Below are 12,470 nucleotides of genomic sequence, written 5' to 3'. Positions count from 1 at the left end.
TACAGCGATTCACCAGAGCCGTGATGGGTTTTTTACTGGTACCCGAGCCTGGCATACGTATGAGCGAGGACGAGGCTGCTGTCTTAGCGTTACTCGACGACGAGTACGCCCGATCGATCCTCGCATACCTCACGATTGAACCGATGTCAGTCGATGAACTCTGTACGGCGTGTGAGATGTCCGATGCGACGGCGTATCGCCGCCTCAACCGGTTACAAGAGGTTGACCTCGTGACTGAAAAGCAAGAAATTGATCCCGACGGGCACCACTACAAACGATACACCGCGACTGTCGAGGCTGTCACCATCGCGTTCGCCGATGGGACCTACGAGGTAGATGTGACACGGTCGAGGACAGACCCTGCCGATCGGTTCACGGATCTATTCGAGGGGTTATCCTAAGATGCTTCTATTACAATTGGATGCGACTGGGGCTAATCCTTCGATAGCACTCGCCGTACTCGTTCTGTCTGTAGTCTCAGTACTGCTATCGGTGACAATCGCTGTGGTTCTAATTCGTGGGTATCGTCGCGGACCGGCCCACCGAGGGATGCTTTGGCTTGCAGTCGGCCTCATCTTCTTAATAACAGTCCCCGAAGTACTTCGCGTTGGGCTGCCAACGGCTACCGACCTCGGGAGCCTCGGTCGTTCAGTGCTTGTCAGTGGGTGTGAGTTGTTCGGTCTTGGGACGATCCTATGGACCGTGTACGGTGGTGAGATGCGGTGATAATAGACAGTCTGCTGGTGATCGAACTGCTCAGTGTGGGTTTGATAGCACGCGGAGTGACTGCTATCGTTGGACTGTTCGTCGCTATGTTGGCGTATCGAGGATATCTTCGAAATGGTTCTGCAAAAATGCGGGCGCTTGCTATCGGGATCGGTCTGCTGACAGCTGGCGTTTTCGTGGCGGTTCTACTTGCAGATCTCGCTGGCGCGGGGAACGGCCTTGTCTTACTCGGACGAGGTCTCGTGACTGTTACCGGACTTTGCGTAGTGCTGTACGCGATTATCCAAGCGGATTAGGGTGCTAAAACCTCGCGCTTCAGCGCGGGATACAGCGCTCGCCCGTATTTTTAAGCCCCTCTAGAGCATTTTGAGTGCTAACCGAGGCGGTCAATTCGCCCTATTCCAATGAAACAATATCGGGATTCGCCCTTTCGTCGTGGAAGGCACCCCTTCCATCAGACGAACAGGGTGCAGGAAGCACAAGATAACCCTGAATCCCTGTCTCAGGACGGTGGATAGGGGTAACGGTAGCGTGGCACTGCCAGCATTCCTTCGGGGATGTGAAACCGTAAATCTCCCAAACCAGCAAGCCCCCGCTTGTGGGAAGCTCCGCCGTTTACGGCGGAGAGGATGTCACACTGGCGTAGTCGCTTCGTTTAATAAGTACACTGTTGAGTCTCTCTCGAGAACCTATCCTCAGTGAGTGACTCAGATCACGCCATCTGGTGAGACGTTGCTTGGCTCTCGGATGGAGACCGATCAGTAGCGGATTCGTTATCACGCAGCTGGCGATAAGCGGATGCGATAATCGCGTAGTACGGGAGGAAAAATGCGGTGGTGAGAACACTAACTGCGATGTCGGCAACGACGGGAACGCCAGCGAGATCTAGGAGGGGTGCGATGGCGCCGATGATCCCACCGAATATCGCAGAGGCCACCACAAGCAGACCGAGTTTGATTCGGGAGCCGCGAGCGAGTCCCCAACTTCGCTTGAGGCTCTCGATGAGACCGAGATCCTCAACGGCCACAGCGAAGATGAAGAATAGAAACGACACGGCGAGGAAAACCCCAGGGAGAAACAGGAAGATGGTGCCAATCATTATCGAGATACTTACGATTAGACCACCGACGATGGCGATAACTGTGGTGCGCCCGAGTCGTCGCGTCGCCGTTGCTGGGAACGTCGATAGTTCGCTCCGTGGTTGAGCTAGTGTTCGGGAGAGGACCACGAAGAATGCCGAGCTCAGAATTACGAGTACGGCGAAGATGGCGAGACCGACGCTTCCGGGGATTGGAAGTGCGAGTCCTGCGTTGGTGCGAAACTGCTCGGCTGCTGCTGGGGGAAGAAAACCCAATAGGGCACTGTTGATACTTGTTTGAATACTGAGTTGGATGGCGAGAAGCCCGATAAATAGGATTCCGCCAGTCCGGGTGAATGTACGCCGAATACCGTCGCTAACCGCATCGCCAAGTTGGAGGGCCATACTAGTACAATGTGCCCGACTGTTTTATTAAAAGAACCGAAGGGTAAAATCTGATTTTTCAGCCGTGATCCCACGGATTGATTAGTCGCTCAACGAGCGGACGCAGGTATCACACAGTAGCTTGTAGTGCCATCTGAAGTATCTGTGGGAGCAGTACGCTAATTCCGATTTGGGTCCACATCGTGAACGTGGTTGGATACTCGCTGGTTGCTCGAATTTGTCCGAGCCTGTATTCAAGTGCGTCGAGCCGGTCCGGGTCTGCTATCTCTGCTTTACTAATGTCGTGTGGGTTCTCAATTATATCGTGGATCTCTGTCTCTATTGCTCGGAGTTGTGCTTCTCTCTCAGATTTCATTATTGAATGGATCTTAAACATCGAATAAGAGATGGTGAGCAATCCAAATACCCAGAGTGTAGTGAACATCGCTGCTTCCGTCACGCCTGGCGGGTTAACAACTCCGCCCTGAAGTGGTGTGACAAAAAGACCGTATTGACATCCTCCCCGCGCTGAAGCACGAGGATTCCTCCGTTGGGGGTTCGGCTACCGGCCCACGGAGGCAACTTGCGGGTTTGTGCGCTCTTCTTTGGGACTGTCGTGAGGGTGTGGTTTCCCCGACCACTCGTGGTCGTCCCACTCGAATCGCACGGGCCGTGCCATCGGCCTAATTTCGCAATCGCTGTTTTCTCGAAGGAACGTCTCTGACGCTGTGAGGTCGGCGTGTCCCTCGAACCCACACGGACACGTCAGCGTGTCGCGGTGTCGAACCGTCTCTTCGTGGTCACCACACTCGGGACATATCTGACTCGTCCACGCTTCCGACTCGGCTTCGAGAGAGATGCCGTACTCCTCACAGACGCACGCGAGACGGTGGATGAACTTCTTGAACGCCCAGAAGTTGTGCGTCTTCTCGTTCACTATGACCGACCAGTGCGTTTCCAGCACGTCGGTCAAATCGCCCACGTACACCGTCGCCACGCCCTTGTCGTACAGCCCTTCAACGAGATCTCGAACCAGTGCGTTCTGTGCGTGGTCACGGCGCTTCGTCCGCTGTCGGTACAGCCGTCGAATCCGCTTCGAGGAGTGGCATCTCTCTCGAAGTTTCGACTGGAGACGGGCGATTTCGTCGGTCGTCTCGCTGAACCGTCCGAACAACTCCCGACCGTCGTAGAGGTACTGGTTCCCAGTGGTCGTCGAACAGGCGACGAGGTTGTTCGCGCCAACGTCGAGGGCGGCTTCTTCCGAAGCCAGTGGTGAATCCAGTCGAGAATCAGGGACGGTGACTGGTTGGAAAGCCCTGAACGTGTCGCTCACCTCGTCGTACGCAAGTTCCAGACGACCCTGTTTGCCGTCCCACTTCGGGGTGCCTCGGACTTCGAGGCGGAGTCGTTCGTGGTAGCCGAGCCCGTATTCGTCTTTCAGTTCTTGCCCGACGGGAATTTCGAGACGGCTACGCTTGCCCCACTGAACCGTGTACTGGTTGTTTCGGATGTAGGAGCGGAGTTCGCGTCCGTCCTCTTCGTTGCCCCAGTACGATGGTGGGTTGGCGTACTCGCCGTTCTCCGTGAGAGCGAAGAACGATCGCCACGCTTCCGAGTTTTTGCGCGTGACCTGTTGAACAGTCGCGCTTCCGACGACACCGTTGTAGCGTCCTCGGTACTCGGAGGTGTCCCACACGTCGCCGTCACCGAAGTAGTTCTGACGACGCTCGTAGGTCGGTTCGTTCCACAGAGAGGCAGAGGCGTCGAGTAGCCGTAGAAGGCACTCTTTGTCGTTCTCGTTCTGTGGAACGACCTCGAAGGTGTTGACGCGCTTCATTCGTCGTCACTCTCTTGTTCGGCGATGTACTGTTCGACAGCACCCTTCGAGGCACTCCCCGCCGTACCGACGTAGTACGAGCGGGTCCACTTCACACGGTCGTCGTACCGTTGATTGTACTTCCGCGCGGAGATGCCCTTGACCCAGTTGACGATGAGGGATGGGGCGTTCTTCGGTGGACTCCCGATGAACAGGTGTACGTGGTCAGGCATGACTTCGGATTCGGCCAGTTCGAGATCTTTGTCCTCACAGATTTCCGCGAAGATGGTTTCGAGACGTTCCTTCGTCTTTCCCGTCAGGTGCGAACGCCGATATTTCGGCACGAACACTATGTGGTAGTAGAGTTCATATTTCGCGTGACGGGTACTCTTTACCATCTAAGCATACTATCACGATCGGACGGGTTAACGATTGCGTTGGAACCCCGTCTATGCCATCGTCAGCGATTGAATACTGTTGGCCGGCTTCATCCCCGCGCTGAAGCGCGAGGCTTTCGCCTCAAATTTTTCGTAACTCAGACTGCGTGGGCGATGCACGATATCACGAAGCCCGTAGGAACTATCGGATTTTCAGCCTACAATTTATTTAACTAGTTTAGAAGAATCTCTGTGTATATGCCCGTCCGAGACCACATCTCGAAATCAAATCTGTACGAGACAAAGGTTAAGAGCTGTCAAAGCGGGGTTTACAACCGCATCAATTGCCGGACTCATCGCTCACGTCCAATCTCTCCCGAAGTGTGTCTCAGAAGTATGGAACGTCAGCGATGAATGGAACTTCTCGCCGTACTCGCGGGATAACCGGGCTGTACGTTTCCTCTCTTGACAAGATACTCCGCGTTCAGCTATGCAATTTCCTGTGAACCTCAACGTATGACTGGACGTTTCTGCCATCGATATGGTCCCGGAGCCTTGCCGTACGCATCACGTCGTGATGTCGGTGGTGGGATTGCAATGGCGGCGACTGGGCTGTTGACAGCGGTTCTTTGGTTCGGTGGGGCCAGCGCTGTTCTTGCTATAGGTGCCGGAGCCGGTACTGGCACGCTCGGTTTTCTGATCGGCGTCGGATTACTGTATATTCCACTCGTGATTCCTGCAGCGTTCATCCTCGGATTCGTTTTCTGGCGGAAGTACTACCCCGAAGAAAACCACCGTGTCTACGGCGCCCTGTACGGCGGGATTATAGGACTCGGGAGCTTGGTGCTGGGGCTCTTGGTCCAGCACTGATCCTTGCGATCTCAAACGTCGCTAACGGACGAATGACAGTGGTTGAAGGGCTAGTCTTTTTCGTGCTACTCTTGCCTGTTGGATTTCTGTTCGCTGTTGTTGCCACCGGATGGCTGGTCGTTCCACTCGGTCTGTTCGGTGGATGGTATCACGAACGCGCAAAAGAGGCACCATAGACAGTATCAATTGAAAACCTGAGAGATGGATATTACCGGCAGTACAGTTGCTGAACACCTCCGAAACGGTGAAGCAACACTCGTCGAACAGACTCTTCAGACGAGAATGTGTCTGTAGGATAGGGTTTCAACAGAGCCTTAAATCTGGTTTTGATACTCCATTCGATCTAATACGTGACACCTGTACTTTGTAGATGCAATGGTGTTAGTCTCCGCATTTAAAGATGGATTCACCGCCCTCCGAGCGAATCCGATCCTCCTTATCGCCGGTCTCTTGGTGGGGATCGGAAGCCAACTACAGTATGTTGACTACCTGAGTGAATCACCGTTGGTTTCAGTCGGTGCTTCGCTTGCGTGGCTACTCCTTTTCCCATTCGTGCTCGGCGGCTTCATCGGTACTGCCAGAGCTGCGATCGACGGATCAAACACGTCAGTTACGGTTTTTGTCACCGAAGCTCGGACACATTATCTCACGTTGCTCCTCGGAACCGTGTTGTTCGTAGTACTTGTTTTCGGGACTGCTATTGGACTGGGACTCGTTGTCTTCGTCCTCGGTATTGGGTCGATGGCACTCGCTGTGATTCACGAGATGCTCGCCTTCATAGCTGGTGTCGGATCGATACTCGCCTGGCTAGTGGCGATCCTCGTCGTTATTATGTTCGTCCAGTTTTACGATGCTGCCATCGTTATCGAAGACTTCGGTGTCACGGATTCCTTTCGGCGAAGTATTTCTCTCGTCCGCTCGAATCTCAAAAGTGTTACCGCATTTTCGCTTGTGTGGGTTATTCTTTTGAACGCGTTCTTCATCCCCGAATATGTGCTCCAGATGACGATGACGGATGTCGGTCCTGCTGATGTCGTCCCGATAGATGTCGGTATTCCGATTTCCATTTTGGTTATCATCGGAGCAGGCCTTTCGGCGATTGGGTTTGCGTATTTCTATACCGTGTACACAGCCTACTACCTGCGATTGATCGCTGCCGCACCAAGGGCTCCTGAATCCTCGTGAATGCTCACCAACAACTACGTACGATGGTCTCGAACAGTCACTGAGCACAATCACCCTAACAACTCACCCCTCCATAGAATCCCCAGCCACTATGTCACGACTACTCCCAACACAAACTGATGCTGCCGTCGAACGCAGCGATACCCCCGCTGTCCTGAGCCTTGATGACGACGCCACGCGAGAGGTAATCGAAGCGTTGTCTTCGGATACCGCTTACGAGATCTTCCGGTTACTTAATGAGACGCCGGCGACACCGGCACGGATCGCCGAGCAACTTGACCAGAGCGTCCAAAACGTGCATTATCACCTGCGGAACCTCGAATCGGCTGGCGTGATCGAAGTCACCGATACCTGCTATTCGGAGAAAGGCCGAGAAATGAACGTATTCGTCGTCTCCGAGGACCCGACGTTGCTCTTCCTCGGCACCGCGGACGATCGTCCGAGTCTCAAACGCGCGTTCAAATCCTTCGCATCGCTACTTGGTCCACCATCGATCCTGCTTGCAGCCGGTGAATCAATCTCCCATTTCATAACTGGCGAATGAGCGAACCTACCGAGTCTATGCTTCAAACGGCTTCGACCAACGATGAGACTGCCACGGGTGATGTGGCTCCGACAATTAAAACTCGTGATGATACTGCCGAGTGTGGCTGTCTGGAGTGCAGAAATATCGAGACGACCACGATCAATAGAACTGTCCTCGGCGCACTCGTCTGGTCCGTTCACTTGTTTCGATCCTACCCGTCGATTCTCGCCTTCGCGGGTGTGATCATCCTCGCTAATCGAATCCTCGAAACGAATGCTGTCTCCGTGCTTCCAGTACCCTTTATCGGTGTTATTGAAGCTGTGACAGCGTTCGCGTTCATTATCTTGATCCGCGCTTATGTGGGAACGATCGTTGCCGGCGAACTGACCGGTCATCCAGTCACGATACGACAGGGGTTCCGTCGGAGTCTTGCTCGAACGCCGGCGTTAGTCGGCGTCGTTCTTCTCGTTGTGTTTTCTGTGATGACGATCCCCTTTACATTGTCACTGCCGCTCTTTTTGTTGATCGGTGTGCTTCCAGTTGGGCCCGTGGAGATGGTTAGTTTCCCCGTCGCTGCAGCAGCCGGTGGGATAATTTTTGCTGTGCCGTTTCTCTTTCTCCTCTTCAAATTCTGGTTTGCGCCCGAGGCGTGTGTTATCGGCCAGTACGGCCCTCTCGAATCATTACGGGTGAGTTGGCGCATCACAACAAATTATCGACGAAAATTCTTCCTCATCATCATTATCGCTATTGGTAGTGCAGCCAGCCTGTATGTACCAACAGTACTTCCAGAGGTCAGTGTGGGATTCGGCTTGATTGCTCCATTTGTAGATGCGATCTCATCAAGTATCGGTGAACTGCTTTCGATCCTGTGGGCCAGTGCGTACGCACACATCTATGTCCAAGGCATCGTCTCGGTTTCGTGAATCTGGGGTCGTGATGAGGATTCAGCTTCCTTGGATCGCATCGATCACGATCGCGCCGATCACCATTGGCTCTGTGGGAATCGAACTCGTATCTGTGAGTGTAATCTCGTACTGATCAAAGCCAAAGAACGCGAACTCACCCTCTATCGACCCGACCAGATCACCGTCTGCATCGGTTATGTTGTATTTGTGAGCGATGCCTTGGCCGGCCGGCAGGAGTTTCCGTCCCAAGGTGTATACTGCGCCACGCGAGTTGATCTCAGCAAGCAACGAACCGTCGTCAGCGTCGCGTATCCGCCACGTGTCCTGCAACAGCGAGAGGTCGTTCTCTAGGATAACGAGCTCCTCGTCAGTATGGCTGTCTGTGAGGAGATAATCACCGGCGATATCCCACGTTCCGATGGCCGTCACACGACAGATCTCAGTCCCGTCGGCATCGACAAACGGGAATTCGTCTTTTTCTTCGTACATCTGGTATGTGGTACGAAAAACCGTATCGCCCGCAACATCTCTTGCTTCGTACTCGGGGCGAAAGTTCTTGTCCCGTCCAGTCTGCTCGACAGTATATTGGCTCCCAGAGAGTTCGATTCTAGAGAGTTCATACTGTTGTGAGGTTGCCATCGTTCGATGTGTTTAATTGTGGCAAAAGTACCTATCGCTTGAGATGACAGTTCGGAATCGATCGTCCACCCAACCGAAATTCTCTCGGATCTGTCGTTCGAACTCAACAACTGCACTTGACAGCTAGTACGGACACAAGGCGCGTCGTGGTGCTGACCGGCGGGACAAGCGGTATCGGTCGCATCGCTGCAACAGAACTTGCTGCACAGGGAGCGACTGTCGCAGTCATCGGGCGGGATCAAAGGCGCGGTGACACACTTGTTGCTGACACGACTCCGCTTGATGGCGATATTCGGTTCCATCAGACAGATCTCGCAACGCAGACCACCGTTCGCTCTCTGGCTACGGAACTCCTCAACACGTATGATGGGATTGACGCTCTCGTCCACAACGCTGGGCTCTCATCTCACCGTCGATCAGAAACCGGCGACGGGGTCGAACTCACGTTCGCCGTAAATCATCTTGCCCCCTACCTTCTGACACACGAACTACTCGATCGACTTCGAACCGCAGCACCGGCTAGAGTGGTCGTCACCGCCTCAGATATTCATCGTCGGGCCACGTTCAATTTCGATGATCTCCAATTCAGCAGCGATTATGATCCGCTCCAAGCGTACGCCCAGTCGAAACTCGCTACCATCGCATTCACACTCGAACTTGCTGATCGATTCGAAGACACCGAAATCACGGCGAACTGCTTTCACCCCGGCTTCATCCCCTCAACCAATTTGTTCCGCGACGCCCCGATCTGGATACGGGCGATGATCCGAGCGGCAGCTATCATCCCCGGTATCGGCACCACCCAACAGGAAGGCGCACAGCGGCTCTGCAAACTCATTACAGCTCCGGAATTCGGTAAGAAAACAGGTATGTACGTCACCGGCGATGGAATCACATCACCGTCGACGGAAGCCACCGATCCAGAGAACCGACAGCGGCTCTGGGAGATCAGCGCGGGCTTGGTCGATGTTGATCCCGACTGGCCGTAGTTTGGAGTTTATCGAATTGGTTCTTCTTCGGAGTTTGCAGTACGGCTCCCCCACCATCGGATCCCCGCAAAGACTCCAACGAGGAACAGCCCGGCAGTGAGCCCCACGACGAATTTCTCAGGGAGCCCTGAGACTGCAGTTGAAATCTGCAGTAGACTGTACGCGAGCCAAAAAGCGCCCATAGCCACGACTAACCGGAACTGTTCCCGAGATTGGCTGCCGTTCACATAGCGATATGCAGCGACCCCGAGTACGACCAGCCAAGCCACACCCAACCCCACACCGAGAGTCGCATCTGGAATACCGAGCAACGCGGGGACAATCATACAAGCCGGTCATCCGGAATCACCAAGCAGTTTGTGGTTTGTCAAGACTGAATTAAGATATGGTAATATACCCAATACTGTGACGTCAGATGAAGACGATGTAATGTGACGGAATACTAGGCCGAGTGTTGGACTTCTTTGACTCCCGTGGGCCGCGGAATTCGCCCTTGAAATCAGTTTGGACGTATCTCGATATCCACCGAAGCGGCTCTGTTGAAATCCTATTTTTCAGGCAGATTCACACCTGGAACAGCCAATAAATGAGAGCTGCTTATCGATCACGCTGCGAGTTTGTCAGAGGGGGATAGATTTCTCCGTCGATAAATATCCGTGAGTCCTTCGTAACCGTGACTTGATGGTCGGCGAACTGAAATGAGAACCACCAGTCTCCATCTCTCTGCTGCTCATTCAATAGACTCAGTATTTCAGGATCAATATAGTCATTCAGTGGTGGCACCTCACCTAACTCAACACCATCGGCCGCGGCCACCGCTTCAATGACCTCGGTAATAAGGTCAGTTTGAGTCATTATCTTCTACCTCTCCGATAACGGTACACTCGTCGCGCAGCCTTCGTGGATATTCCTCAGTGCATTCAGTCATCTTGCCAATAACAAGTGCGGCCTCCTCGAAATACGGGCCACGTTGCACACAGAAGGGATCACTCTCCCAGCGAATATACCCTGCGTCAGCGAGTTTGGGGAGATGTTGATGGCGCAAACGAATACAAAATTGCTCGAAATTTATTGGTCGACTGGATGACCGTGCTGCCTCAGGTAGCGGTAACCGCCGTCCTTCTGGTTCCTTCATTAGGGAAAAGATCATCATCCGACGTGGTTGGGCCGCAAGCGACTTATACAATTGATCCCACGTTTCGGTCCCTCTCTCGTTCTTATAGAAGGGAGCAGCCATACTGAAGACTAGGTACTATCCCCAGAAAAAAATTGGTATGTAATAACACAGCACACAAAGAACAATATCAGAACCTCTCTTGATTCTTTGAAAATTTGCCCGGAAACCTGACCGTGGGAAAGCTGGGTTTCAGCGAGAAGGCAACCATCTGTCTTGAGCGGTTTGCGATACCCTCAAAGAGATATGCATCTGCCCTATGACGCCCTCGCTCTGGATTAATGCCGACGCAGCCCAGCTCGTTCTAATTGGACCAATTCACCGTCAGAGTTTTCATACTGTTTCCTAATAGGAATCATATGCCTAATATGAAAGAGTCAATCTCCATAGAGTTGCAGTATCCGTTTCCTGAGGACCGGGTATTCCGATATCAGGCAATGCAGGACGTGCTCGACATTCTCATCGACCAACCGTATGCGACGTACTCGATGAGCGAGCTCGCAACCCTCACGGGGGCAAATCAAGGGACGATCTCGAAGGCGGTCCATCTACTTTCCGAACTTGATGTCGTCGAGACCATACCTGACGGGCGGACTCAACAAGTTCGGATCAACCGTGACCGGCTCACGAAACCAGACCCGGTCCTCTCGATTCCACAGGCCGAGTTTCACCACCCAGTCCAAGCGTTTCTCCAGCGACTCGAAGACGAGTTGGGCGAGTTAGTCGGTGTCGTCTTGTTCGGTAGCGTCGCTCGCGGAGAAGCAGATCGGGCCAGCGACATCGATCTCTTGGTGGTTGTCGACAGCGACAAACCAGCAGCTCGTCGGACTGTCCAGTCAGTCGTTAGTGATCTCGAAGACCAACGGTTCGGGGGGAACCGATACACGTTCCAGCCACTCGTCGAATCGACAGCGAGCGTTCACCGAATTGGTGACCAGCTCCGCCCCCAATTTGACGATGGGATCACGTTGGTTGGCTCCGACCAACTCTCCGAGCTCCGGACCGAGGTGTATGCCGATGAATGATGCTATCCAGGACCAATTGGTGGAGGCCGAGCGGACCTTCGAGGGCAGCCCCGGAACGATTGAGGAGGGGTTAGACGTCGACGACGCAGAGTTGGTCCAACTTCGCCGTGCGTGCCGGCTCTTGGAGGTCGGATCGAACCTCCTCAAGCAAGGGTACTACACGGTCGTGATCGAATCGGCGTTCGTCGCCATCGAGCGCACGATCCAGTTCCGCTTGATCCACGACGGCGCGATGTCTCCCGAGGAAGTCATCAGTAGCCACCGGCGGCTCTACCAACGTGGTGCCGAAATCGGCCTTTACGACGACGCGCTTGGGGACGACCTCGCCGAGCTGTGGAACCGGAACCGAACGAAGACCTACTACAGACTTGGCATCGCAACAAAGGAACAAGCCGAGGCAATGTACCGACTCGCCGACGACATCCACCGGCATCTTGTCGATATGACTCGGGTGTCACACGAGTGTCTCTGCCGAGACTGATTGAAACAGAGTTTTATAGAGATCTTGCTACGGTGTTTATTTCACGAGTTCGTTACTGAATCGGCTGTGAGAACACGCTTGCGAACCTATCGCTCTCGGTTCGATGCGTCTATGTATGGAATAGCGGTCGCTCTTCGGTATTAGAGTGACGGGTAGGTCAGGCAGCGGAAACAACACGTGGAAACCACGTGAATTGAAAGGTAGCTGTCTGACCGTGCCGTCTACCGTCTTCTCTCTGCCACCGCTACAAAACCCCTCCGGTACCAACCGGAGTGCGTGTCGGATCCATTCG

15 protein-coding genes are annotated in these 12,470 nt (G+C 53.8%); 9 read left to right on the top strand and 6 right to left on the bottom strand.

All coding sequences use genetic code 11. The features are described 5' to 3' along the window. The first annotated feature begins 59 nt into the window (after positions 1 to 59). The gene (locus ACP99_RS17805) at positions 60 to 401 is read left to right on the top strand and encodes a winged helix-turn-helix domain-containing protein (RefSeq protein ID WP_049987879.1); all 342 of its coding nucleotides are present in this window, start codon (positions 60 to 62) and stop codon (positions 399 to 401) included. Positions 402 to 722: 321 nt separating this feature from the next. Continuing rightward, the gene (locus tag ACP99_RS21665; protein ID WP_049987876.1) at positions 723 to 1,022 is read left to right on the top strand and encodes a DUF7521 family protein; all 300 of its coding nucleotides are present in this window, start codon (positions 723 to 725) and stop codon (positions 1,020 to 1,022) included. Positions 1,023 to 1,438: 416 nt separating this feature from the next. Here ACP99_RS21665 and ACP99_RS17795 read toward each other — a convergent pair whose 3' ends face one another. The 4 genes from ACP99_RS17795 to tnpA form a co-directional block, all read right to left on the bottom strand. Next, a complete protein-coding gene (locus tag ACP99_RS17795) occupies positions 1,439 to 2,209 on the bottom strand; it encodes a hypothetical protein (RefSeq protein ID WP_049987875.1) in 771 nt (256 codons plus the stop codon). A 109-nt stretch (positions 2,210 to 2,318) separates the two neighbouring features. Next, the gene (locus ACP99_RS17790) at positions 2,319 to 2,633 is read right to left on the bottom strand and encodes a hypothetical protein (RefSeq protein WP_049987874.1); all 315 of its coding nucleotides are present in this window, start codon (positions 2,631 to 2,633) and stop codon (positions 2,319 to 2,321) included. A 117-nt stretch (positions 2,634 to 2,750) separates the two neighbouring features. Further along, positions 2,751 to 4,025 (bottom strand): RNA-guided endonuclease InsQ/TnpB family protein, encoded by a 1,275-nt coding sequence (locus tag ACP99_RS17785; RefSeq protein WP_049987873.1) that lies wholly within the window; start codon positions 4,023 to 4,025, stop codon positions 2,751 to 2,753. Next, positions 4,022 to 4,402, bottom strand: coding sequence for an IS200/IS605 family transposase (tnpA, locus tag ACP99_RS17780; RefSeq protein WP_049987872.1), 381 nt, complete (start codon positions 4,400 to 4,402; stop codon positions 4,022 to 4,024). Before tnpA ends, ACP99_RS17785 begins: the two co-directional genes overlap by 4 nt. A gap of 576 nt (positions 4,403 to 4,978) precedes the next feature. Here tnpA and ACP99_RS21120 point away from each other — a divergent pair. The 4 genes from ACP99_RS21120 (at position 4,979) to ACP99_RS17760 (ending at position 7,888) form a co-directional block, all read left to right on the top strand. Next, positions 4,979 to 5,251, top strand: a complete 273-nt coding sequence (locus ACP99_RS21120) for a hypothetical protein (RefSeq protein ID WP_231554345.1) — start codon at positions 4,979 to 4,981, stop codon at positions 5,249 to 5,251. A 375-nt stretch (positions 5,252 to 5,626) separates the two neighbouring features. Beyond that, entirely contained in the window at positions 5,627 to 6,436 is an 810-nt protein-coding gene (locus tag ACP99_RS17770) for a DUF7847 domain-containing protein (RefSeq protein ID WP_049987871.1), read from the top strand. 91 nt (positions 6,437 to 6,527) lie between these two features. After that, positions 6,528 to 6,980, top strand: a complete 453-nt coding sequence (locus tag ACP99_RS17765; protein ID WP_049987870.1) for an ArsR/SmtB family transcription factor — start codon at positions 6,528 to 6,530, stop codon at positions 6,978 to 6,980. Next, positions 6,977 to 7,888 (top strand): hypothetical protein, encoded by a 912-nt coding sequence (locus ACP99_RS17760; protein WP_231554344.1) that lies wholly within the window; start codon positions 6,977 to 6,979, stop codon positions 7,886 to 7,888. Before ACP99_RS17765 ends, ACP99_RS17760 begins: the two co-directional genes overlap by 4 nt. A gap of 21 nt (positions 7,889 to 7,909) precedes the next feature. Here the strand turns inward: ACP99_RS17760 and ACP99_RS17755 are convergent, their stop codons facing one another. After that, positions 7,910 to 8,509: a hypothetical protein gene (locus ACP99_RS17755; RefSeq protein WP_049987869.1), complete on the bottom strand. Its 600-nt coding sequence runs from the start codon at positions 8,507 to 8,509 to the stop codon at positions 7,910 to 7,912. Between the two features lie 146 nt (positions 8,510 to 8,655). Here ACP99_RS17755 and ACP99_RS17750 point away from each other — a divergent pair, with 146 nt between their 5' ends. After that, entirely contained in the window at positions 8,656 to 9,498 is an 843-nt protein-coding gene (locus ACP99_RS17750; protein ID WP_231554343.1) for an SDR family NAD(P)-dependent oxidoreductase, read from the top strand. Positions 9,499 to 10,095: 597 nt separating this feature from the next. Here ACP99_RS17750 and ACP99_RS17740 read toward each other — a convergent pair. Beyond that, the gene (locus ACP99_RS17740) at positions 10,096 to 10,353 is read right to left on the bottom strand and encodes a HalOD1 output domain-containing protein (RefSeq protein ID WP_049987866.1); all 258 of its coding nucleotides are present in this window, start codon (positions 10,351 to 10,353) and stop codon (positions 10,096 to 10,098) included. A gap of 756 nt (positions 10,354 to 11,109) precedes the next feature. On the opposite strand from ACP99_RS17740, the gene ACP99_RS17735 reads away from it, so the two are divergent. After that, positions 11,110 to 11,697 carry a nucleotidyltransferase domain-containing protein gene (locus tag ACP99_RS17735; protein ID WP_049987877.1) on the top strand — a complete coding sequence of 196 codons (588 nt, stop codon included), beginning with the start codon at positions 11,110 to 11,112 and terminating at the stop codon, positions 11,695 to 11,697. Continuing rightward, the gene (locus ACP99_RS17730; RefSeq protein ID WP_049987865.1) at positions 11,690 to 12,178 is read left to right on the top strand and encodes a hypothetical protein; all 489 of its coding nucleotides are present in this window, start codon (positions 11,690 to 11,692) and stop codon (positions 12,176 to 12,178) included. Before ACP99_RS17735 ends, ACP99_RS17730 begins: the two co-directional genes overlap by 8 nt. Positions 12,179 to 12,470: the final 292 nt, after the last annotated feature.

Origin of the sequence: Halobellus rufus (assembly GCF_000739575.1) — an archaeon.
Classification (GTDB): Archaea; Halobacteriota; Halobacteria; order Halobacteriales; family Haloferacaceae; genus Haloquadratum; species Haloquadratum rufum.
The sequence above is the reverse complement of the archived record's forward strand: the minus strand, read 5'-3'. Positions and strand labels throughout refer to the sequence as shown.

Bases quoted from the DNA above. Each gene is read 5' to 3' on its own strand.
- ACP99_RS17805 (WP_049987879.1), top strand. From the start codon at position 60: ATGAGCGAGGACGAGGCTGCTGTCTTAGCGTTACTCGACGACGAGTAC.
- ACP99_RS17795 (WP_049987875.1), bottom strand. From the start codon at position 2,209: ATGGCCCTCCAACTTGGCGATGCGGTTAGCGACGGTATTCGGCGTACA.
- ACP99_RS17790 (WP_049987874.1), bottom strand. From the start codon at position 2,633: ATGTTCACTACACTCTGGGTATTTGGATTGCTCACCATCTCTTATTCG.
- ACP99_RS17785 (WP_049987873.1), bottom strand. From the start codon at position 4,025: ATGAAGCGCGTCAACACCTTCGAGGTCGTTCCACAGAACGAGAACGAC.
- tnpA (WP_049987872.1), bottom strand. From the start codon at position 4,402: ATGGTAAAGAGTACCCGTCACGCGAAATATGAACTCTACTACCACATA.
- ACP99_RS21120 (WP_231554345.1), top strand. From the start codon at position 4,979: ATGGCGGCGACTGGGCTGTTGACAGCGGTTCTTTGGTTCGGTGGGGCC.
- ACP99_RS17770 (WP_049987871.1), top strand. From the start codon at position 5,627: ATGGTGTTAGTCTCCGCATTTAAAGATGGATTCACCGCCCTCCGAGCG.
- ACP99_RS17765 (WP_049987870.1), top strand. From the start codon at position 6,528: ATGTCACGACTACTCCCAACACAAACTGATGCTGCCGTCGAACGCAGC.
- ACP99_RS17760 (WP_231554344.1), top strand. From the start codon at position 6,977: ATGAGCGAACCTACCGAGTCTATGCTTCAAACGGCTTCGACCAACGAT.
- ACP99_RS17755 (WP_049987869.1), bottom strand. From the start codon at position 8,509: ATGGCAACCTCACAACAGTATGAACTCTCTAGAATCGAACTCTCTGGG.
- ACP99_RS17740 (WP_049987866.1), bottom strand. From the start codon at position 10,353: ATGACTCAAACTGACCTTATTACCGAGGTCATTGAAGCGGTGGCCGCG.
- ACP99_RS17735 (WP_049987877.1), top strand. From the start codon at position 11,110: ATGCAGGACGTGCTCGACATTCTCATCGACCAACCGTATGCGACGTAC.
- ACP99_RS17730 (WP_049987865.1), top strand. From the start codon at position 11,690: ATGAATGATGCTATCCAGGACCAATTGGTGGAGGCCGAGCGGACCTTC.